The sequence below is a fragment of the Mediterraneibacter flintii genome (assembly GCF_055387595.1).
This window is the reverse complement of record NZ_AP031405.1, coordinates 2,071,487-2,094,721: the sequence shown is the minus strand read 5'-3', so window position 1 is coordinate 2,094,721 and position 23,235 is coordinate 2,071,487. Positions and strand designations below refer to the sequence as shown.

Below are 23,235 nucleotides of genomic sequence, written 5' to 3'. Positions count from 1 at the left end.
AGGAGGATATTATGCAAAGACCTAATATTTTATTGATCACAACAGATCAGCAGCGCTATGATACAATCCATGCGATGGGATATGACTATATGGTCACACCTAATCTTGACAGACTGGCGGCAGAAGGGTGTTGTTATCCAAATGCATATTCGAATAATCCGGTTTGTATGGCGGCAAGACATAATATTATCACCGGGCTTCCTGCCAGATATCACGGGTTTGATGACAATTATTTTGAGGATGATCCTAAGGTGATTCCCCATGAGCTTCCAACGTTTCCACAATTGTTATCTGATTCCGGCTATGCTACTATTGCAGTTGGAAAAATGCATTTTCAGCCATGCAGGAGGCATAATGGATTTACGCATATGGAATTAATGGAGGAAATCCCACGACATTTACAGGACGATGAATATGCACAGTATCTAAAAGAGAATGGATTCGGAAATATACAAAGCATTCATGGAGTCAGACACCTTTTATATATGCTGCCGCAGCAGTCTTTAGTTGACGAGGAGCATCATGGAAGCGCCTGGGTAGCGCAAAGAAGTATTCATCATATCAAAGAAAACGCCGGAAAACGTCCGTTCTTTATCTGGTGCAGTTTCATAGCGCCTCATCCGCCTTTTGATGTACCGGAAGAATGGGCGGATCTCTATACAGAAAAGGCACTCCCAGAACTGAAGAAATCGAAAACACCGGTATCGGATATTGTGAATGCTAATCGTCCGGTTGCCGATTACCCAAATGAAAAATATTTGAGAAGGGCAAGAGAAGCCTATTTCGCATCTATTTCGTTTGTGGATTACAATGTCGGTAAAATTATTGAAGAACTGAAAAAAAGTGGAGAATACGAAAACACTCTGATCATCTTTACGAGTGATCATGGAGAACTTATGGGAGACTATGAGTCATATCAGAAGTTTTTGCCGTATGACAGCTCCGCGCGGATTCCCTACATAATGAGATATCCGAAAAAACTTAAGCCAGGCAGCATAGATGAGAGGTTGGTTTCTCTGGACGATATTCTTCCTACGGTTTTAGATGTTGCCGGAGTAACATATCCGAATCCGGAAATATTGCCGGGAGAGTCTGTTTTTGAAATAGATGGAAATACGGACAGAGGGTATCTTTATATTGAGCACGGCCATGGGAGCAAACGATGGGTATGTCTGAGAGAAAAACAGTATAAATACACATATTATTACGGTGGAGGAAAAGAAGAGCTGTTTGATATGAAAAATGATCCTGATGAAACTACGAATTTACTCTACGATAATCCAAATCAGGCGGTATTGGAAATCCGTGATAAACTGAAACAAAGACTGATCGCAGAGGAAAAGAAATATGGGTTGGATGGATATGTGAAAGACGATCAGTTTATTCAACTGGAGGAATTTCGCTGCGGATTTTACAGAGAATGTAATCCTCCGATGTTCCCGGAGAAAGAGAAGGATACGGTATTCATCGAGCTGGAGGATGAAGTGAAAAGGGCGGTAGAAAAGGAAGATATTATTGACTTACAAGAATTAGACATTGAGTATTTTGAGAAGAAAAAGGTTTTGAGCAGGGAGACTTTGCTGAATTAAAATACATATAGAACCAGAAAGATACGAATCTCTTATAGAAGTTCAAGTATGAAAAATACTGACTTCTATGGGAGATTCGTATTTTTAAATTTAGAGCCAAAATCGGTATTATTAACCGACAACTTCTTTTTGACAGCTTCTTCAATCAATCTGAAAATGTTGAGGGGACTTGGGATTGAAAAGTGGGAGAAGGATAATCTGTATCGCTGTCTAAACCAAAAAGCAACTCCAAACGGAAATAGTCGGCCCTTATATAACTTTCTACGAACTCAGCAGGAGTTTTATCATCCAAATATCCTAAACGCTCTGAATAGCAAATATAATCATCTTCAGGACGGTCTAATAATTTTGCCGTATGAGGAGAAATATTAACAAAACTGTATCTGTCTCGGGCTTTTGTAGGTGCTTTTCCAAATTTTCGGCGAAGAGTTTCGTATAAAGAGGTTTCGATTTCAGAAACCTGTAGACCTTTATATAAATGTGGGTTTAGAAAACTAATAACTAAAGCTACAGGCTTATGGTTGTCAAATATTAAACGCTTATAACGTATCACATGTTCTTCATCCTTTAGTCCAAAGAACTGCTTTGCGCGCGGAGCTGGCGCATCGTGTGTAAAACTAAGAAGCTTACTTGTAGAAACCCGTCCAGCACGTTTAATGTCATCTGTAAATGATGGAAGCTTGTCATAAATACGTGAAATTCTTTCCGAAACAAAAGTCCCTTTTCCTTGTTTGCGATATAAAAGGCCTTCATATACCAAATCCATAATTGCCTGTTTCGCTGTCCCACGACTTACATTGAATTGTTTAGCAAGTTCAAGCTCACTGGGCATTTGTGTATGCGGTTGGGCATTTACTATAAGCTGACGTAAATAATGTTTAATTTTTACATAATGTGGTAAGTGGTTGTCAAATTGTTCCATAATAGTTCCTCTAAATTATTTGTAGTTCCTAAATTTTACATATTTACCTAAATAATACCATTGGTTGATCAATTGGTCAACTAATGAGTGCGTTATTAGAATAGTAAGATATAAATATAGTAATTATAAAAACCACATCATTGACTACTTGACTAGTCAAGTAGTCAATGATATAATGCGTTATAGATAGTAAAAATATACAAAAAAAGAAGGGAGAGTAAAAGCAAAATAGTAAAAATGACGTATGCTCTTTAAGAGCACAGGAAACTTAATTTTATAGGAGAAGTTTCCAAAGAAAAATTTGTAGAAGTAAAATGAAAGGAAGGGATTGTGTTATGAAAAAAAGAATTTTTACAGCTTTATTGGCTGGCCTGATGCTATTTTCATTGGTTGGATGTTCATCAGGAGGAGAAAGTAAGGATACGAAGGAAAAAGAAAATGCGAAAATAAAAATAGGGTATGATATTTACTATTTAGGCAATTCGTGGTCGGTGCAGCAGTATCAGGAATTCAAATGGAACGTGGAAAATAATTATGCTGATAAAGTGGATGTCACTTATGTTGAATCGGACAATGATATTACAAAACAAATTTCTAATATTGAAGATTTGATTGCCCAGGACGTAGATGTAATTATCACAACACCCTGTGATACGACAGCTTTGAATAGCACATTGCAGGAGGCTATGGACGAAGGAATTAAAGTGATTCTGCTTGCGGCTACGATTGAAGGAGATACATATGATTCTTTGATTACAGTAGATGAGAAAGAATTTGGAGCAGCGGGAGCAGAATGGTTAGCGGAACAGTTGGACGGCAAAGGGAAAATTGTTATGCTGGAAGGTATTTCAGGATACTCCACAAGCATGCTTAGACAAGAAGGTGCTCTGAGTGTATTCGAAAATTATCCAGATATTGAAATCATTGCAGATGAAGATGCTGGATGGGATTATGCAACGGCTAAAACGGTTATGGCGGATTTATTGGCAACATATCCGGATATTGATGGTATTTGGTCACAGGGGGGAGCAATGACGCTTGGGGCTATTGAGGCATTCCAGGCAGCTGGAAGAGAACTTGTACCTATGACAGGAGAAGACAACAATGGCTATTTAAAAGCATGTGTAGAAAATGAGATGGAGGGTATAGCGGTTGCAAAACCTACTTGGCTGACAAGAGTGGCGCTTGATACTGCTATTTCTCTGATGAACGGAGAAGAAGTTGAGAAAGATAATATTTATCCTGTAGAAAAGTTTTCCGGACTAGAAGAAATGAAAGAATCATACTATCCAGAACTATCAGATGATGTATGGTGTGGAACAGAACTTCCAGAAGATGTTTTAAAAGAAATATTCAAATAGGAAGTAAATCAATAAAAAACAGAGCTAGATAAAAAAGAATTATTTGGCTCTGTTTTCTAATTGGAGGGAACATGTGTGGAGACAAAGAATAAGATTTTAACAGGGAAAAATTTATCAAAAGAATTTAATGGAAATGTCGTTCTAGAAGATGTATCTATTGAATGTATAGAAGGAACGGCAATTGCTATTGTAGGGGAAAATGGAGCAGGAAAGTCTACATTGATGAATATTATTAGCGGAGGTTTAAGTCCTTCAAAAGGAAAAATTGAAATGGATGGAAAGGAAGTGGTATTTAGAAACTCTGTAGCAGCAAGAAAAAAAGGGATTGCTTTTGCGCATCAGGAGTTAAGCCTGATGGCAGAAATGACAGTTGGGGAAAACATTATGTTAGGGCGCGAGCCCATGAAAGGACCATTTATTGAGCAAAAAAAACTACATGAGCAGGCAAAAGAAATTCTAGATGAGATAGGATACCAAATTGATGTCAATAGGTTAGTATCTAATCTTTCCCCTTCAGAATGTCAGATAACAGAAATAGCAAAGGCATGGGCATCAAAGCCAAGAATATTGATTTTAGATGAACCGACATCTAGTTTAAATAAAGAGGAATCAGAAGTATTGTTTCGATTTATAAGAAAAATCCTGGAAAAAAATGTATGTGTTATTTTAATTAGCCACCGTATGGATGATATTTATCAAACATGTACACAGGTATTTGTTTTGAAAGATGGGAAATTTGTTTTTGAAAGCCCGTTAAAAGATACGACAGAAAATATGTTAATAAGCAAAATGGTTGGACGGGATTTTAAAAACGTATATCCAGAACGTAGACAAAAAAAGAGTGAGAAAATTAAAGTATCTATTAGAAATGGAGAAGTGAATTCCCGCATCCAAAAAATTAATATAGATATTCCTGAAGGAACTGTTGTAGGAATAGGCGGATTGGAAGGACAAGGGCAGCGTGAATTAAGTAAAGCTTTATTTGGATTGTCACCTTTTACAAAGGGAGATTATATGATTGATGGGAAAAAGGTAAAAATACATTCTCCATCCGAGGCAATAAAATATAAGATTGCGTATGTGCCGGAAGATCGCAAAACAGAAGGGTTATGTCTTTCACTTTCTGTAAGAGAAAATATATTAGCTATGATATTAGGTAAAAATGCTAAGTTTGGATTTATCAATAAAAAAATGGAAAAACAAGAAACAGAAGAAGGAATCCGGCAATTTGGGATAAAGGTAAATCATACAGGAATGAAAGTATCTCATTTATCAGGTGGAAACCAGCAAAAAGTAGTATTTTCCAAATGGATAAAAACAAAACCTGAAATTTTATATTTAAATGAACCAACAAGAGGGGTAGATGTTCAAAGCAAATTGGAAATTTATGAATTGATTAGGGATTTAACAAAGACTGGAGTCAGTGTTGTCATTTTTACGAGTGACATGCTGGAATTAATTGGATTATCAGATGAAATTTATATTATGTACGAAGGTAAAATTTCAGGACATATCAGTGGAAAAGAAGCTACAGAAGAAAGAATTATGCAATTTAGTGCAAAAGAAGGAGGAAATTAGACATTATGACAGGTTCAATAAGGAAACAGATAAAACAAGCTTTCCCTGCTCTGGTTATTGTATTACTTATGATCATAGTTGCAGCATTGGTTTCTCCTTCTTTTCGAAACGCATATAATCTACGGAATATTGCGGCACAGGTGGCAGTTTTAGCAGTGGTAGCTATAGCGCAGTGCTGTGTACTATTTATCGGCGGGATCGATATGTCTGTAAGCAGTATTATTTCTATCAGTACGATCATGATGGCTTTATACAGTGCCGAAACTATATATGGAATAATTATTAGCATTTTTTTTGCAGTTGGGATTGGTGCTTTAACAGGAGCTGTGAACGGAATTGGAGTGGTAAAATTTCAGATTCCGGCTATGATTATCACTATTTCCACACAGGCATTTTTAAAAGGTTTATGTTTAATTCTTATGCCAAGCAGTGGTGGCAGAGTAAATCCTAATTTTACAGCTTTTATGAAGACACGAATTGGAATTTTAAATATAGCTGTTATTCTGGCGATTTTGCTTTATGTCATTTCTTTTTTAGTTCTACATTATACGCGGTTTGGACGTAATGTTTACGCAATTGGAAATGGAGAGAAATATGCAGAGCAATCAGGGATTAAAGTTAAAAAGAATATTGTTATTGTGTATATTTTATCAGGAATGATAGCAGCAGTTGCAGGAGTCCTTCTTTCAGCAAGAATTTCAACAGGAAATCCACTCGTAGGTGATAGCTATGCTATGGATTCTGTTACAGCAGCAGTCGTTGGCGGTGTCTCAATGAATGGAGGTATTGGAAGCGTAATAGGTGCATTATTTGGGGCGATTATTTTGACACTGGTAAATAATATTATGAATAATATAGGAATATCGCCTTATTATCAGTATATTGCAAAGGGATTGATTCTTGTATTGTCACTTATGATTTTTCAAATAAAGAGAAAGGAGAGAAGGTAATATGAGGGCTATAAAAGGAAAATATAAGTATTCCAGTTTCCCTTTTGGAGCATACTTACTTTTAGTTGTTATTATTTTTGTGTTTTTATTATCTACAAATGGTACTGTATCTCCGGTACATTTACTGAATATTGCACGTTCAGCAGCTCCGTTGGGAATTGTAGCAATTGGACAGACGATAGCACTGTTGGTTGGAGGGTTGGATCTTTCGGTAGGGACAACTATTTCTATGGTCAATCTTGTTTGTGCATCAATTATGAATGGAAGTAACGGAAAAATAGGACCGGCAGTAATTATATCGTTGCTTCTATGCAGCTTGATAGGGCTTGTAAATGGAGTGATTATCACGAAGTTCAAAATGCAACCCTTTTTAGTTACTCTTGCAATGTCAATTATTATAGAAGGCGCTTATTACATTTATACGCAGGGAATTCCAAGTGGGAATGTTGCTAGTTCCTTTAGATATATTGCAGAAGGATGGGTAGGGAAAATTCCAGTTGCAATTATCGTATGGGGAATTATATGGGTTATACTGTCTGTAATATTACGTAAAACAATATATGGAAGAAAACTGTATTACACGGGAGCGAATCCAGTTATGGCACGAATGTCTGGTTATCATGCAGATGCGATTGTAATTTTGGCATATGTGATGACCTCTGTTCTTGCAGGAATTGCAGGATTAGTATTAAGTGCCTATATCGGTGTCGCGTCAATGGGAATAGGAACCGAGTATACATTAAATTCAATTGCAGCATCTGTGATAGGAGGAACGGCATTTATAGGTGGAATTGGAACTTTAGAAGGAACATTTCCAGGGGTTATGATTATTGTAATTTTGCAAAGCTTGATGACAATTTTGGGTATATCGGATGCGGGAGAGTATTTAAGCCAAGGGCTAGTTATAGCGGTTATGGTGGCGATAAATCAGTGGCAATTAAAGAGGAATCAATAGAGTTTAGAAATAAAAAAGGAGTGTTAAAATATGAGTTTTGTAAGATTAATGACAGGGGACATCAAACCAGAACAAATGGGGTTTACATATTCCCACGAACATATTGTTTGCCGTCCAGGACATTGGATGGAAAGAGGCGATATGGATCTGATATTAGACGACGTACATAAAGGAGAAGAAGAGGTTTTGGCAGCGAAAAAGTGTGGAGTAGATACAATCGTAGATGCCACCGCAATTGATTATGGACGGGATCCCCAGGCGGTTTACGATATTTCTGTAAGTACAGGAATGCAGATAATAGGGACAGCGGGCTTTAATAAAGGCTTTTTGTGGGATGCAAAAATGCCAGGGAGAGACTGTACGTATAATGATTGGATAGAGAAAAGCAGTGAAAAGGAATTAACCGATTTTGTTATTAAAGAAGTTACAGAAGGAATGCAGGGAACAAAGATAAAAGGAGGGCAGGTAAAATTCGGAACAGGCTATAATAGTATTTCTCCGTTAGAAATAAAAACTATCAGAGCAGTATGCCGTGCACATCTTGCAACTGGAGCACCGATTCATTCACACACAGAAGCAGGCACTATGGCATTGGAGCAAATGCAGTATTTGAAAGAAGAAGGAGTCAACTTGCACCATGTAAGCTTTGGGCATATGGATCGAAATCCAGATAGCTATATGCATTTGAAGGTGGCAGATACAGGAGCCTTTTTGTGCTTCGACGGTATCGCTAAAGTGAAATATAATCCAGAGTCAATACGGATTCAATGCATTCTGGAATTGGTAAAACGTGGTTATCAAAGACAAATACTGGTCAGTGGCGATACTGCCAGAAGAAGTTATTATCATAGTTATAGTTACGCGGTCGGCCTTCCGTATATTAAAAAAACATGGGTTCCAAGACTGATAGAAGAAGCAGAAAACAGAGGGATAAATGGAGAAAAACTGATAGAAGACATTTTTATTAATAATCCAAAAGAATGCTTTACATTTAAGAAGGTGAACTAATATATGAATTATTATGAGTTAAATCAGGAACAGGCAAAGAACTATTTGTCAAGAAAAAATATGGTAGCTATTTTACCAATAGGGGCAATTGAAGTACATGGAGACCACCTTCCCTTAGATACAGACTGCCGTTTAGCGATGGGGGTTGCAAAGAAGTTAGAAGAACGGCTAGGGATAGAAAATTGTGCGATTCTTCCATGTATACCATACGGACAAGTATGGTCATTAAGAGATGTACCGGGAAGTATACACATACCAGATGAAATTTTGAGTGCCTATCTTTATGAAATTGCAAAGAGTCTTGAACGGGCCGGTGTAAAGCAGATGGTTGTGATTAATTCTCATATGGGAAACGGGAATGCAATCAAAACAATGGCAAGGAGAGCATACGAAAGCTTGCATATAAAAGTATATTATTTTACTTATCCGCGAGCAGAAAAGGTGATTCAGCAAGTATGTACTTCCCAGCGTCCTCACAAAGTACTTTTTCACGCAGATGAGATAGAAACCTCTTATATGCTGTATTTAGCTCCTGAAGCAGTAGATATGGGAAAAGCTATTTCACAAGATATTGAATTCCCTGAAGATTATGAATATACATCAATAAGGTGGAGTGAATTTATGGAAAAAGCGGTATTGGGGGATGCTACAGCAGCTAGTGCAGAAAAAGGAAAAAGGATTATTGATGAGGTAATAGAAGAAATTGTAGCAGTGATAAAAGGAGCATCATAAAATGGCATATATATTGGCGATTGATCTAGGCTCTACACAGATGAAGCTGATGATTATGGACGAAAAGGCAAATATAATAATGACAGTGTCCGAAGCATACCCAAGTTTTGTAAAACATACTGGATGGCTGGAACAAAATCCAGAGGATTGGGAAAAAGCATTAAAAACTGGAATTCATCGACTAAAGCAAAAGTTAGATCTAGATAAGGTCGAAGTGATTTCTTTTTCAGGGCATATGAGTGGAATTGTACTTTTATCAGAACAAGGCATAGTATTAGGCCCTTGTATTATGCTATCTGACAGTAGAAGCCAACATCAAAGCGAAGTCCTTATGGAAACAATTGGTGAAATGGTGAAAGAAAGGACAGGAAATCCGATAAATAATGCATTTTCTTTGCCAAAGCTTTTATGGTTAAAAGAAGAAACGCCAGAAGTATATAGAAAAATAAAGGCATGGTTGTCCCCAAAGGACTATGTCAGATACTGCCTGACAGGTGTGATTGCGACGGAGTATACCGATGCGTACAATTCTTTATGCGTCAATCAGAAAACATTGGATTGGGACGAGGATATAATAAAAGAAAGCACATTACGCAGAAGTAGTTTTCCATTTTTATGTAGTCCTTCAGATATTGTGGGAAAAGTTACGAAAGTAGCCGCGGAGAAATATGGATTGAAACAAGGAATTCCAGTGGTGGCTGGCGGTGCAGACATGGCATGTGCTGTTTTGGGAAGCGGGCTTTCGAAAGTAGGAGACACAGCACTTACGTTGGGAACATGTGCTACATTTTTTACACTTATTTCACAAATAGACAGTAGCTGTTATGGACAAGTAACCTTTCATCCGCTTGTCTCAAAAGGGAAAATGTATGCTTTGGGTTCTCATATCAATGGTGGAGCAGGAGCAAATTGGATTTCTTCCATATTGTCGGAAAAAGGAGTAATCGACTATAAAATGATTGCAGAGTTGTCTAAAAAAGCAATGTCAGTACCGGCAGGAAGTAATGGAATGTTAACACTCCCCTTTTTAAATGGAAGTGGCTCGCCCTATTTTTGCCCGTCGGACAAACAACATATATTTGGGATGAAAATAAATACAACGCGGGAGGAGATCTTTCGCAGCCAGTTGGAAGGAATTTCCTATAATCTTCGCCAGACTTTACTCGTTTTTCAGAAAATGACTAAAATTGAAAAGCTTATGATGGGTGGAGGAGGAACACATATTTCTATATGGCCGATGATTATTAGAGATGTATTCGGAATACCTATTGAATTATTTGATAATCCGGATGTTTCAACAATTGGTGCCGCGCTGATTGGAGGAGAGGCTGTTGGTTTCTTTGAATCACCAGAACAGACGGCAAAAGAAAGGCTTGAAATAATAGAAACACAACTTCCAAATGAGGAAAACTATAGGAAGTATCAGAAACTATATTTAAAATATCTGATGTATTATGAAATGATGCATAGCTTAGACTTAAAGGAGCAACTATGAACAAGGAGCTTGTATTTAAAATATTAGAAGAATTGATAAAAATAGATACTACAAATCCACCTGGAAATGAAAAAAATGCAGTAGAATATTTGCAGCAGCTATTTTTAGAATATGATATTTATACAGAAGTACAAAATTTGGGGAATAACAGGGCGAACTTGATTGCTTCTTATGGAGTAGCTGAACCGGAAATTATTTTTTGTGGACATTTGGACGTAGTCCCGTCAACAGAGGAATGGACATATCCTCCATTTCAAGCAACATGGCAAGGAACCCGATTATATGGAAGAGGCACAACGGATATGAAAGGTGCAGTTGCAGCTATGAGTGCTATATTGATAAAGCTTGCAAAGGATAAGATTCAACTAGATGGAAAAGTGACCCTTGTTTTCGTTGCAGATGAGGAGTTTAGTAATCTGGGCATGAGAAATTTTTTGCGAAAGAAGAGAACAGCATATATGGCAGTGATAGGAGAACCTACAGAGTTGCAATTAGCAGTTGCGCATAGAGGGGTATTAAGAGATTATATAGATATTATAGCGCGGCCATATCATGCTGCACTTCCAGAAAGAGAATCTAATGCGGTGAATAACGCTGCGGAGGCAATGCTTTCTCTTTTCAGATTAAATGAGACATTAAAATCATATCACCATGAAATACTTCCGCCACCTAGTATTGCAGTTACTAAAATAGAGGGATATGAAAATGATAATATTGTTCCAGGAAATGTTCGGCTGCTGACAGATTTTCGAATCCTTCCAGGAATGAATTTTGAAGAATGTAGAAAATTAGAAGAATCCATACTTAAAAATGTAGGAAAATATGAAATAACAAAACATTTTTTCATGCCTGGCGGAGAGATAGACCTTCAGCATGAAGTAGTAAAAAGATGTTGCCAGATCGGAGAAAAAGTTTTACATCGGAAGCAAAGACCAGTTGCATTTGATGCTTCTTGTGAACAATGCTTTTTGGTAGAACATGGAATACCAACCGTAATATGTGGGCCTGGAAGCTTAAATCAAGCACACATCGTCGACGAGTATATAGAAAAAGAACAAGTGCTACTATCTGAAGAATATTATATGAATATAGTAAAGGAATTTTTAATTGGATCTGAAAATGAAACAATTGAAGGATCGAAATAGACATTTTTGAAAAATGTATGAGGAGAAAAGATGCAAATACATGAAAGAATATATATCGTTGGTTCTGGTGTCACAGGGATAGGAATATCACATGAGTCAGATTGTACAGTATACATGGTGGATGGGGGAGGGGAATATGCTTTAATTGATACAGGAATTGGAATAGATTCAAATCGCATTTTACAGAATATTGATAAGGAAGGGATAGATATAAAAAAGATTTCAGCCATTTTATTGACACATGGCCATGGAGATCATTCCGGTGGGGCAGTTGCGTTGAGTCAAGCGTGCCATGCAAAAGTATATGCATTGGAAGAAACAGCAAATTACGTTTCGAGTGGAGATGTGGATAGTATTTCTATAAAAGAAGCAATTCAAGCCGGTGTGTTTGGAAAAGATTATATCTACCAAGCGTGTCCTGTAACTCCTCTTTTAGATAAGGAACATTTTATAATTGGGGACATTACATTACAAATACATCGAACAGAAGGACATTGTAGCGGACATGGTTGCTATGAAATGAATTTTAAAAATAAGAAAATTTTGTTTTCCGGAGATGCTATTTTCAACTATGGTATGATTTCTATGCAGTCTATATGGGACTGTGATTTACAAAAATATATTGAAACATGCAAAAAATTAGCGTATATACATCCTGATATTCTTCTTCCCTCCCATGGCACTTTTTTACTGGAAAAGGGATATACATATATTGATAAAGCTATGGAAACAATTCATACACTTGGAATCCCGAAAAACCTAATAAATATATAATATAAAGTTAACGAAGCAACAAGCAGTGCGAAAAGAACAGGCAAACTCTGTGGCATGCTCGCATGTAAACAGAAGTTTGTCTGCTTCTTTTCATTCGGCGACTGCCGATAGCGAAATGAAGCGTATGCAGAATTGAGCTAGCACTGCGGGAATTGGAAAAAGGGACGTGTGAAAGAGATGCTTTGCATCGTTCGTCAGGGCTTCGCCGAAATTCCTCACTCACGCAAAGCATCTCTTTCACACTCACACTTTCGCCAGCTTAAGTTTATAATTCGTAACAGAAAAAATCGGCTTCACACTTCTATGCATTTCCAATCGGAAGTAGTATAGATACTTCTAATTGGAGGGCTATAACAACGTGAAGCCGGTTCTGTTCTGTCTGAAATTGTGAATTTAATTGGGGAAGAACGTAAGCAGAAAGAGAAGGCAGTGCATAAGCAGGGAATTTTAAGCGGAGCGTGGTAGATACAGATTGTTCTGTTTGTTAAGTGAGAAGCATGGAGTTCCAATGGACGATATGCTTCTACACTGTTACAAACATTCAATCGGATTTACCACAGTGGAGCCCTGACCTGCGTTGCACTGCCTTCTCTTTTTGCGTACCATTCTTTACCAGTTTCCGCAGTGCCAGCTCAATTTCGCATACGCTTCATTTCGCTATCGGCAGTCGCCGAATGAAAAGAAACAGAAAGTCCCCTGCTTACATGCAAGCATGACGCAGAGCCCTTCTGTTCTTTTCGCACTGCTTGTTGCTTCGTTAAATTTATTCAGCTAAGGTTTCCCATTGTTCATATAGTTCTTCTAATTTACAATCGTTGCTGTGTCTTTCTTCGGAGAGTTCCTGGCAGCGAACGGAATTGGAGTATACTTCTTCCTGCGTCATTAGTTGATCGATTACCTGGTTTCGTTCTTCTAGAAGAGCGATTTGTTCTTCTGTCTTTTTTAAGGCATTTTTACGTTTCCGTTCTTTTGCCTGCAATTCTTTTTGTTCCTGCCAGCTTAACTTTGCATCGGAGGCAGGGACAGTAGTTGAGGCAGTGTCTGTGGGTAAAACGGCAGAAGAAGGGGCATATGCCGCGGTCAGTTCCTCTTTTTTTTCAAGATAATAATCATAATTTCCGATATAGTTTACAAATGTTTGATTTACAAGCTCTAAAATTCTGTTTGCGGTCTGATTGATAAAATAACGATCATGAGAAACATAGAGTACAGTGCCTGTATATTCGTTGAGAGCATGCTCCAGTATTTCCTTGGAAGTAATGTCTAGATGGTTGGTCGGCTCATCAAGAATAAGAAAATTTGCCTCTGACAACATAAGCTTTGCCAGAGAAACACGTCCCTTTTCTCCGCCGGATAACTTTCCGATGAGCTGAAAGACTTCATCTCCCGTAAATTGGAAAGCAGCGAGCGTGTTTCTTATTTGTGTATTGTTTAATGTCGGATAATCATCGGATATTTCATCAAATATTGTTTTGTCATCATGTAGGACATGGTGCTCCTGGTCGTAATATCCGATTTTTACTTTAGAACCAAGTGTGAAAGAACCAGCATCAGCCGAGATTACCTGGTTTAGTATTTTTAAAAGGGTTGTCTTTCCTGTGCCATTGTCACCGATGACAGCAACATGTTCACCGCGTTTGATTTCAAAGCTGACATCTTTAAAGAGCATCTTTGAATCAAATCCTTTGGAAAGCTGTTCTACAGTCAGTACATCATTGCCGCTGATGAAAGAAGGCTCTAATGTAAGATGCATTTCTGACACAGTTTCGGAAGGTTTTTCGACAGGAGATATTTTTTCCAGCATTTTTTCACGGCTTTCAGCACGTTTAATAGATTTTTCCCGATTAAAGGAACGGAGCTTTTCTATAACGGCCTGTTGGTGCTTTATTTCTCTTTGCTGGTTTAAATATTCTTTTAGCTGCGCGTCGCGGATTTGCTGCTTTTTCTCTGCGTAAGCTTTATAGTTTCCCGAATACATGCGTATATGCCCCTGTTCGATCTCAATAACCTTTGTCACAACTCGGTTTAAGAAGAAGCGGTCATGGGAGACAATAAATACAGCGCCTGTATAATTTAAAAGATACGTTTCAAGCCAGGAAATAGAGTGTAAATCCAGGTGGTTGGTAGGCTCATCTAGCAGTAAAATATCCGGCTGTGTAAGTAAGAGTTTTCCGAGAGAAACACGGGTTTTCTGTCCTCCGGAGAGAGTGTCTGTCCGTTTGGAAAAATCAGATTCCTGAAATCCAAGGCCTTTAAGAACTCCGGTAATTTCACTTTCATAGGCATATCCATTCATAGCTTCAAATGTGGACATCAGGCGGTTATAGGTTTCCAAACGTTCTTTTAATGCCTCTTTGCCTAGATTTTTTAATTCCAGCTCAATGGAACGAATTTGCTGTTCCATCTCTATAAGCTGGGATTTCGCTGTCTTTAATTCTTCATAAACAGTATTTCCTAAGGAGAGATTCTGATGCTGTGCAAGATACCCGATTGTTTTTCCCTTTGCAAGAATTACTTCTCCGCCATCGGACGGTTCTTCCCCCATGATCATCTTGAAAATAGTGGATTTGCCGGCGCCGTTGATGCCGACAAGGGCTGCCTTTTCCCTGTCCTCTATATGAAAAGAGCCATCCTGTACAATCAGATGTTCTCCGAATGATTTATTGATATTATGACATGCGAGTATCATGGAAATCCTCCTGAACGATTTTATAAGTCTGTGAATACTGGAATACAAAGAATTATCCTTCATATTATGACTTTGCATACGTAATCAATTATATCGAAAAACAAAGAAAATACAACTATAATTTGACATCATATTGACATTTTTATATAATAGGGCGTAGATAAAGTTTGGAGGGCGATGACTGTGGAAGAAAGAGGAATATCCCGTGCAGTGATTGGAAGACTGCCAAGATATTACAGATATTTAGGAGAATTGCTGGAAGCGGGAGTAGAAAGAATCTCTTCAAGTGATTTGAGTAAGAAGATGCGTGTGACGGCGTCGCAGATAAGACAAGATTTAAATAACTTTGGAGGGTTTGGACAACAGGGATACGGCTATAACGTAAAATATCTTTATACAGAGATAGGAAAGATACTAGGGCTCAACAGAGAGCACCCGATTATTATTATAGGAGCAGGAAACTTAGGACAGGCGCTTGCGAATTATGCTTCTTTTGAAAAAAGTGGATTTACTTTGAAAGGTCTTTTTGATGTGAATCCTCGCTTGGAAGGGGTTTCTATTCGTGGAATTCCGGTTCGAATGATGGATGATCTGGAAGAATTTCTTCAGAAAAATGAGATCGAAATTGCAATTTTAACGTTGCCTAAGTCTAAAGCGATTGAAGTGGCAGAACTGGTAATTGAGAATGGCATTCGGGCAATCTGGAATTTTGCGCATACAGATTTAAATCTTCCGGAAGATGTAATTGTGGAAAACGTACATCTTTCAGACAGTCTGATGAAGCTTTCTTATAATATCAGCCGTTATAATGAAGAGCATCAGAAATAACAGCGCCGGTACCGGCAGAGACGTGTAATCAGGATTTCCTTTTTACACGTTCTTTCATTTTTATGAGCAGGGAAGCTTGAAGCTGAAATATTTTCAAGAAAGAGAGGAAAAATTTATGCGGTATCTTCCAGATGGGGTGTGGATGCAGAAGGCAGATACACATACCATAGAAAATATTGGGATTCCATCGATGGTACTGATGGAGCGCGCGGCATTAAAGACGGTAGAGATTATGGAAAGGGAACAAATAAATCTACACAACGCATTGCTCGTGTGCGGAAGTGGGAATAACGGTGGAGACGGCTTTGCGATAGCACGGCTTTTAATGGAAAAAGGTTATACTCCTGCCGTTGTATTTGCAGGAAAAGAGCAGTCGTTAAGTGCACAATGCCGCTTGCAAAAAGAAATTATTGAAAAGCTGGGAATTGTGCCATGCACAGAAATTTTACCAGATGAATATACTGTTGTAATAGATGCGCTTTTTGGCGTGGGGCTAAGCAGAGAGATACAAGGGCATTATGCAGAAATAATAGAACAGATGAATCAGATACAGGCAGAAAAGGTTGCTGTTGATATTCCCTCGGGTATTCATGCAGGTAATGGCCGCGTGATGGGAACGGCATTTCAGGCAGAATTGACGGTTACATTTGCATGTGAGAAGCTTGGGTGTGTCTTATATCCGGGAAAAAATTATGCGGGAAAAGTAATTCCGGCAGAAATTGGAATCTGTACAGAAATTTTTAAGGAAGCTTCTTCTATGTGTTTTGCGTATGAACGGGACGATCTCTATAAAAACCTTCCGAAACGAAAAGCAGATTCCCATAAAGGAACCTATGGGAAAGTTCTTATGATTGCAGGAAGTAAAGGAATGGCAGGAGCAGCGTATCTGGCGGCAAAAGCTGCTTATACTGCGGGCGCTGGTCTGGTGCAGATTTATACTGTCCAGGACAACCAGGTGATCCTGCAGCAGCTTGTGCCGGAGGCAATTATCGAGGTCTATAGAGAGTATGATAAAGAACAGTTGGAGAGACTATTAGAATGGGCAGATATTGTGTGTATCGGCTGCGGTATAGGACAGAGCAAAACAGCTTCCTCCATTTTGACAGAGACATTAAAGCAAGTGAAGGTTCCCTGTATCATTGATGCAGACGGGTTGAATCTGTTAAGCCGTCATATGGAACTTTTAAAGGACGGAAAAGGGGCTTGGATACTCACACCACATATGAAAGAGATGTCGCGTCTTACAGGACGTAGTATAGAAGAGTGGAAAGAAAATCGTCTGGAAGGACTTGTTGCTTTTACACAGAAATATCCCGTAGTATGTGCGCTCAAAGACAGCAGAACGGTCGTGTCTGCCGAAGGGAAACAGTTGTTTGTAAACACAGCGGGAAGCAGTGCGATGGCAAAAGCCGGTTCCGGTGATGTGCTTGCAGGGACGATCACTGGACTGACTGCCCAGGGGCTGTCCCCTTATGAGGGATGTATTCTGGGGGTATATCTTCACGCCTGCGGAGGAGAGGAAGCAGCAAAAGAAAAAGGGGAATACAGTGTGCTGGCAGAAGATTTGATATGCGGTATACAGAGATGCCTGAAAAATGCGAAGGAGAGAAAATAATTATGAAATCATACAGCAGAGTATGTGCAGATATAAATTTGGATGCAGTTGCCTACAATATGGAGCAGATGAAAAACAGAATCGGTCAGGAAGCCAGACTTGTGGCAGTTTTAAAGACAGACGGATATGGACATGGAGCAGTTCCGATTGCGGAAATGTTAGAGGAAACGGAGTATGTATGGGGATATGCGACTGCATCATTAGAGGAAGCAGTTCTTTTGAAAAAGGAAGGGATAAGGAAACCAGTATTGGTTTTAGGCTGCGTTTTCCCAGAGCAATATGAGGAAATGATTCGCAACGAAATTCGGGCTACAGTATACACAGAAGAAAGTGCGGCGGCAATGGCAAGGATGGCAGTGAAAATGGGAAAAACAGCCTATTTTCATGTAAAAATAGATACCGGTATGGGACGGATTGGTTTTCCAGTCTGCAAAGAAAGCGTAGAACAGATTGCATGTATCAGCTCTTATGAGAATGTCTGTCTGGAAGGAATGTTTACTCATTTTGCGAAAGCAGATGAGACAGATAAAACGTATACGTTGGAACAGCACGAGAAATTTCAGTGGATGAAGCGCAAAATGGAAGAAAAGAATATTGACATACAGTATTATGACTGTGATAATAGTGCAGGAATCATTGATTTGCCTGCTATGCGGCATGATTTAGCAAGAGCAGGCATTGCCATGTATGGTCTGTACCCTTCAAAAGAAGTAAAAAAAGAAACAGTAAAATTGAAACCGGCACTTGAGCTTGTAAGTCATGTCATCTATGTAAAGGAAGTAGAAAAAGGGACTTCTATCAGTTACGGCGGCACCTTTATAGCGCAAAAGAAAATGAAAGTCGCCACAATTCCAGTAGGATATGGAGACGGGTATCCACGTGCTCTTTCCAATAAAGGGGAAGTCCTGATACATGGGAAAAGGGCAAAGATTCTTGGGCGTATTTGTATGGATCAGTTTATGGTAGATGTGACAAATATTCAGAATGTTTCTTTCATGGACAGAGTGGTTCTGGTTGGAAAGGACGGAAAAGAAGAAATTACAGTTGAGGAGCTCAGTGATTTAAGCGGCAGATTTCCCTATGAGTTTGTGTGCTGTTTAGGGAAAAGAATTCCAAGAAATTATTGGAGGGATGGAAAGCTGATCCGGCAGTTAGATTCCTTTTCGTAAACCTTTCCCTCTTTATTGAATACCTCCGAAAAAAATGGAAATACTCAGAAAAGAAAAGCAGATGCAAAGGGCAGATATATCTGTCCGGCATGGTGCCATGCATGGCAAAGTAAAAAAATCGGAGCGTGAAAAAATTGATTATTAGAAGAGGGGATATATATTATGCGGATTTAAGCCCGGTGATCGGGTCAGAACAGGGCGGGATCCGTCCAGTATTAATCATACAGAACAATGTGGGAAATCGTCATAGCCCGACTGTTATCTGTGCGGCAATTACATCCAGGATGAATAAGGCGAAGCTCCCTACACATATAGAGATCAGCACGAAAGACTACCAAATCGTAAAGAATTCCGTCATCTTGCTGGAACAGATTCGGACGATTGACAAGCAGCGGCTCAAGGAGTTTGTCTGCCATATTGATACTGGCATGATGCGAAAAGTAGATGAGGCAATCCGGATCAGTCTAGAGCTTCCTACATAGAACGCTTTACAGAATGGGAAAAGAGTGCTAAAATTGTATGGCGTGATAAAAGGCAGATTTGAGGCCTTATAATTTTAGAAAGTAATACAGGAAGATAGAAGAGGAGATTGAAAAAGAGATGTCAGGACATTCTAAATTCGCGAATATTAAACATAAGAAAGAAAAAAATGACGCCGCAAAGGGAAAGATCTTTACCAAAATCGGAAGAGAATTGGCGGTTGCGGTAAAGGAAGGCGGCGGGCCGGATCCTTCGAACAATAGCAGGCTGCGTGATGTAATTGCAAAAGCAAAATCAAACAATATGCCGAATGATACAATTGAAAGAAATATTAAAAAAGCGGCTGGAGAAGGCTCTGCTGACAATTATGAACATATTACATATGAAGGGTATGGCCCAAACGGGACGGCAATTATTGTAAAGACATTGACGGATAATAAAAACCGGACAGCGTCCAATGTAAGGAATGCCTTTACAAAAGGAAACGGAAATGTTGGAACCCCGGGATGCGTTTCTTTTATGTTTGATGAAAAGGGACAGATTTTCGTGGCAAAAGAAGACTGTAAAATGGATGCAGATGAGTTGATGATGATAGCTCTGGACGCAGGCGCTGAAGATTTTGCAGAAGAAGAGGACAGCTATGAAATTTTGACGGCTCCTGAGGACTTCAGTGAGGTGCGTTTGAAGCTGGAGGAAGCTGGCATTGCGATGGCAGACGCAGAAGTGACTATGATACCCCAGACCTATGTAGAGCTTACGAATGAGGAAGATATAAAAAATATCCAGAAAACTTTAGACTTGCTGGAGGAAGATGATGATGTCCAGGATGTGTATCATAACTGGAATGAATAACAAGGAGGAACTATGATTCAGGATACTCTTAAGAAAGATATGATCGAGCTGTATAAGAAAACGTTTGATTATAAATTCCAGAAAAAAACATATGAGTCAGATATCAATGAATTAAAAGATACATATGCCGGACTGCTCAAAGACGTGGCATCTGCATGTGAGGGGACAGAGGAGGACATGACAGAAGTAGCTTCCTGTGTACCAGAGTATGTGGCAGAGCAGCTTGCAAAGATGCCAAATAAAAGGAAACGGGAGATTGCTGCGTTAGATTACAATATGAATATGGTTTCCTATTTTGTGCCCTTGATGGGAGAAGCGCCGTCACTGATGGCAAAAGAGATGACACAAAAAATGGTGGAAATCTGGAATGAAAAGATGCCGGAGTTTAAAATTGGACATTCTACAGTCTCCGGCATACAAGGCGGCTTTAAGAAAGGGATTTTCTGCTATATAACTACAGCGGTGTGCCAAAGCCTCGACAGACCGGATGACTGTTATGAATTGACTACACTTAGAGAATATAGAGACCAGTATTTGCTTGCAACCAAAGAGGGGGAAGAGATTGTGAAGGAATATTACAACATTGCCCCTACTATTGTAAAAAGAATAGACAAGGAACCGAAAGCGGCAGAGATTTACAGAAATATATGGGAAGTGTACTTAAGCCCTTGCATTCATTTGATTGAAGAAAATAAAAAAGAAGAATGTAAAGCGCTATATACAGATATGGTCAGGAAGCTGGAAGAAAAATATTTATATTCATAAGAAAAGACAGGTGAAGGAGAGAAGATGAGTAACTATAAAATAGAGACAAAATGCATACAGTCCGGTTATGAACCAGGAAACGGAGAACCTAGAATTCTTCCGATTTACCAGAGCACGACATTTCGCTATACAAGCAGTGAGCAGATGGGACGCCTTTTTGATTTGGAAGAGGCAGGGTATTTCTATACAAGACTGCAAAATCCTACCAATGATGCGGTAGCCGCCAAAATCTGCGATTTGGAGGGCGGAGCAGCGGCGATGCTGACTTCTTCCGGTCAGGCAGCTAACTTTTATGCAGTTATGAATATCGCAGGGGCAGGGGATCATATTATCTGTGCGTCTGCACTTTATGGAGGCACTTATAATCTTTACGCACATACAATCCGTAAAATGGGGGTTGAGGCGACCTTTGTAGATCCGGATTGTACAGAAGAAGAGTTAAACGCTGCATTTCAAGAGAATACAAAAGCCGTTTTCGGCGAGACAATTGCCAATCCTGCCTTGGTTGTGCTGGATTTAGAAAAATTTGCAAAGGCGGCGCATGCGCATGGTGTTCCGTTTATTGTTGATAACACATTTGCCACTCCGATTAACTGCCGTCCTATAGAGTGGGGGGCGGATATTGTGACACATTCTACCACAAAGTATATGGACGGACATGCAGCATGCGTCGGTGGGGCAATTGTAGACAGCGGGAATTTTGACTGGGAAGCACAGAAAGAAAAATTTCCCGGCCTTACAACACCCGATGAGACATATCACGGGATTGTATATACACAAAAATTTGGAAAAGGCGCATATATTACGAAAGCTACAGCGCAGTTGATGAGAGACTTGGGCTCTATTCAGGCACCTCAGAATGCATTTCTTTTAAATATTGGGCTGGAGACGCTTCATTTGAGAGTCGCAAGGCACTGTGAGAATGCAAAAAAAGCAGCCAAGTATCTTCAGGAGCATGAAAAAGTGGCATGGGTCTGCTGTCCGTCACTGCCGGGGGATAAGTACTACGAGCTGGCACAAAAATATATGCCGGACGGGACATGTGGTGTTCTTACCTTTGGATTAAAGGGAGGAAGAGATGCAGCAGTTGAAATGATGGACAAACTAAAAATGATTGCGATTGTGACACATGTGGCAGATGCCAGAAGCTGTGTGCTTCATCCGGCAAGCCATACACACCGCCAGATGAATGAGCAAGAATTGAAGGAAGCAGGAGTACAGCCTGATTTGATTCGATTCAGTGTAGGGATTGAAAATATTGATGATATAATTGCCGATTTAGAACAGGCACTTAAGTGAATTTAAAATGGTATGGATGTATACAATTTACATTCATACCATTTTTATATAATAGGAAATTTTGATAAATTTCCTATTATATAAAAAGCCCTCCGGGCGAGATGCGCACGCGCGCGATTAGGAAACTTTATGAAAAGCAGAATAAATTCTGTGGGATATCCAGATACTAAGAGTAGGTGCAGCTTAAGTAAAAGCAATGTGCAAAAACAACAGGAGGATATCAAACATGGAAAAAGAACAGCGGGAAGTTGGACAGGCAGAAGAGAGGAAAGAGAAAGAAAAAGAGGAAAATGAGGCAATAAAGGAAATGGGAGCGCTGAAGCTTTCAGAAAGTCAAGGAAAGCATAAGATACAGCTTTTAACGATTATAGGAGAGATTGAAGGACATGAAGCAGTCTCTGGCAACACAAAGGCTACAAAATATGAACACCTTTTGCCCAGACTGGCGCAGGCGGAGGAGGACGAGACAGATGGGATTCTGATTTTACTTAATACACTGGGAGGGGATGTCGAAGCAGGTCTGGCTATTGCAGAAATGATTGCTTCCTTGAGCAAACCGACCGTATCCTTAGTGCTTGGAGGGAGCCATTCTATCGGAGGGCCTCTTGCTGTATCGGCTGACTATTCTTTTATTGTGCCTACCGGAACAATGATTATACATCCGGTGCGTTCCACAGGCATGTTTATCGGTGTGATTCAGAGCTACCGTAACATGGAGAAAACCCAGGATAGAATCACACAATTTATAGCAGAGCATTCGCATATTACCCAGGAACGTCTTTTAGAGCTTATGCTGGATTCCACACAACTTGTAAAAGATGTAGGAACCATGCTAGAGGGAAAAGAAGCTGTGAAAGAAGGGCTGATCGATGAGGTTGGAGGGATCAGTCAGGCGTTTGAAAAACTCCATGAACTGATAGATGAAAAGCTGGAAAAAAGCAGCAAGGAAGATTGTAAAAAATAAATAATGACATGATTTTTAAATAATGCTATACTAGATATAGTATGTTTATTTACCTAAGGGGGAGT

At 39.3% G+C, this 23,235-nt stretch carries 20 protein-coding genes; 18 read left to right on the top strand and 2 right to left on the bottom strand.

Annotated elements, in window-relative coordinates:
• Positions 1-11: 11 nt before the first annotated feature.
• Positions 12-1,589 (top strand): sulfatase family protein, encoded by a 1,578-nt coding sequence (locus tag ACZ5C4_RS09905; protein WP_464520844.1) that lies wholly within the window; start codon positions 12-14, stop codon positions 1,587-1,589.
• A gap of 145 nt (positions 1,590-1,734) precedes the next feature.
• Here ACZ5C4_RS09905 and ACZ5C4_RS09900 read toward each other — a convergent pair whose 3' ends face one another.
• The gene (locus ACZ5C4_RS09900) at positions 1,735-2,511 is read right to left on the bottom strand and encodes a GntR family transcriptional regulator (RefSeq protein ID WP_464520843.1); all 777 of its coding nucleotides are present in this window, start codon (positions 2,509-2,511) and stop codon (positions 1,735-1,737) included.
• A 335-nt stretch (positions 2,512-2,846) separates the two neighbouring features.
• Here ACZ5C4_RS09900 and ACZ5C4_RS09895 point away from each other — a divergent pair, with 335 nt between their 5' ends.
• The 9 genes from ACZ5C4_RS09895 (at position 2,847) to ACZ5C4_RS09855 (ending at position 12,509) form a co-directional block, all read left to right on the top strand.
• Positions 2,847-3,872 (top strand): substrate-binding domain-containing protein, encoded by a 1,026-nt coding sequence (locus ACZ5C4_RS09895; protein WP_464520842.1) that lies wholly within the window; start codon positions 2,847-2,849, stop codon positions 3,870-3,872.
• Between the two features lie 75 nt (positions 3,873-3,947).
• On the top strand, positions 3,948-5,450 hold the full coding sequence (locus tag ACZ5C4_RS09890) for a sugar ABC transporter ATP-binding protein (RefSeq protein WP_186874406.1): 1,503 nt from the start codon (positions 3,948-3,950) through the stop codon (positions 5,448-5,450).
• A 5-nt stretch (positions 5,451-5,455) separates the two neighbouring features.
• Positions 5,456-6,400, top strand: a complete 945-nt coding sequence (locus ACZ5C4_RS09885; protein WP_464520841.1) for an ABC transporter permease — start codon at positions 5,456-5,458, stop codon at positions 6,398-6,400.
• A 1-nt stretch (position 6,401) separates the two neighbouring features.
• On the top strand, positions 6,402-7,355 hold the full coding sequence (locus tag ACZ5C4_RS09880) for an ABC transporter permease (RefSeq protein WP_186874408.1): 954 nt from the start codon (positions 6,402-6,404) through the stop codon (positions 7,353-7,355).
• Positions 7,356-7,385: 30 nt separating this feature from the next.
• Positions 7,386-8,363: a phosphotriesterase family protein gene (locus ACZ5C4_RS09875; protein ID WP_186874409.1), complete on the top strand. Its 978-nt coding sequence runs from the start codon at positions 7,386-7,388 to the stop codon at positions 8,361-8,363.
• 3 nt (positions 8,364-8,366) lie between these two features.
• Entirely contained in the window at positions 8,367-9,095 is a 729-nt protein-coding gene (locus ACZ5C4_RS09870) for a creatininase family protein (RefSeq protein ID WP_464520840.1), read from the top strand.
• A 1-nt stretch (position 9,096) separates the two neighbouring features.
• Positions 9,097-10,590 (top strand): xylulokinase, encoded by a 1,494-nt coding sequence (locus tag ACZ5C4_RS09865; RefSeq protein WP_464520839.1) that lies wholly within the window; start codon positions 9,097-9,099, stop codon positions 10,588-10,590.
• Positions 10,587-11,735: a M20 family metallopeptidase gene (locus tag ACZ5C4_RS09860; RefSeq protein WP_464520838.1), complete on the top strand. Its 1,149-nt coding sequence runs from the start codon at positions 10,587-10,589 to the stop codon at positions 11,733-11,735. Before ACZ5C4_RS09865 ends, ACZ5C4_RS09860 begins: the two co-directional genes overlap by 4 nt.
• A 30-nt stretch (positions 11,736-11,765) precedes the next feature.
• A complete protein-coding gene (locus ACZ5C4_RS09855) occupies positions 11,766-12,509 on the top strand; it encodes an MBL fold metallo-hydrolase (RefSeq protein ID WP_186874413.1) in 744 nt (247 codons plus the stop codon).
• 763 nt (positions 12,510-13,272) lie between these two features.
• Here ACZ5C4_RS09855 and abc-f read toward each other — a convergent pair.
• On the bottom strand, positions 13,273-15,198 hold the full coding sequence (abc-f, locus tag ACZ5C4_RS09850; RefSeq protein WP_464520837.1) for a ribosomal protection-like ABC-F family protein: 1,926 nt from the start codon (positions 15,196-15,198) through the stop codon (positions 13,273-13,275).
• A gap of 183 nt (positions 15,199-15,381) precedes the next feature.
• On the opposite strand from abc-f, the gene ACZ5C4_RS09845 reads away from it, so the two are divergent.
• From ACZ5C4_RS09845 to ACZ5C4_RS09810, 8 genes are all read left to right on the top strand, one after another.
• Positions 15,382-16,026, top strand: a complete 645-nt coding sequence (locus ACZ5C4_RS09845) for a redox-sensing transcriptional repressor Rex (protein WP_186874415.1) — start codon at positions 15,382-15,384, stop codon at positions 16,024-16,026.
• Positions 16,027-16,141: 115 nt separating this feature from the next.
• Positions 16,142-17,641 (top strand): NAD(P)H-hydrate dehydratase, encoded by a 1,500-nt coding sequence (locus tag ACZ5C4_RS09840; protein WP_464522330.1) that lies wholly within the window; start codon positions 16,142-16,144, stop codon positions 17,639-17,641.
• A 2-nt stretch (positions 17,642-17,643) separates the two neighbouring features.
• Entirely contained in the window at positions 17,644-18,810 is a 1,167-nt protein-coding gene (gene alr, locus ACZ5C4_RS09835; RefSeq protein ID WP_464520836.1) for an alanine racemase, read from the top strand.
• A gap of 134 nt (positions 18,811-18,944) precedes the next feature.
• On the top strand, positions 18,945-19,292 hold the full coding sequence (locus ACZ5C4_RS09830) for a type II toxin-antitoxin system PemK/MazF family toxin (protein WP_186874417.1): 348 nt from the start codon (positions 18,945-18,947) through the stop codon (positions 19,290-19,292).
• A gap of 118 nt (positions 19,293-19,410) precedes the next feature.
• Positions 19,411-20,142, top strand: coding sequence for a YebC/PmpR family DNA-binding transcriptional regulator (locus ACZ5C4_RS09825; protein WP_464520835.1), 732 nt, complete (start codon positions 19,411-19,413; stop codon positions 20,140-20,142).
• Between the two features lie 12 nt (positions 20,143-20,154).
• The gene (locus ACZ5C4_RS09820) at positions 20,155-20,907 is read left to right on the top strand and encodes a CFI-box-CTERM domain-containing protein (RefSeq protein ID WP_464520834.1); all 753 of its coding nucleotides are present in this window, start codon (positions 20,155-20,157) and stop codon (positions 20,905-20,907) included.
• A 24-nt stretch (positions 20,908-20,931) separates the two neighbouring features.
• Positions 20,932-22,206, top strand: a complete 1,275-nt coding sequence (locus tag ACZ5C4_RS09815) for an O-acetylhomoserine aminocarboxypropyltransferase/cysteine synthase family protein (protein ID WP_464520833.1) — start codon at positions 20,932-20,934, stop codon at positions 22,204-22,206.
• Between the two features lie 226 nt (positions 22,207-22,432).
• A complete protein-coding gene (locus ACZ5C4_RS09810) occupies positions 22,433-23,170 on the top strand; it encodes a ClpP family protease (protein ID WP_464520832.1) in 738 nt (245 codons plus the stop codon).
• Positions 23,171-23,235: the final 65 nt, after the last annotated feature.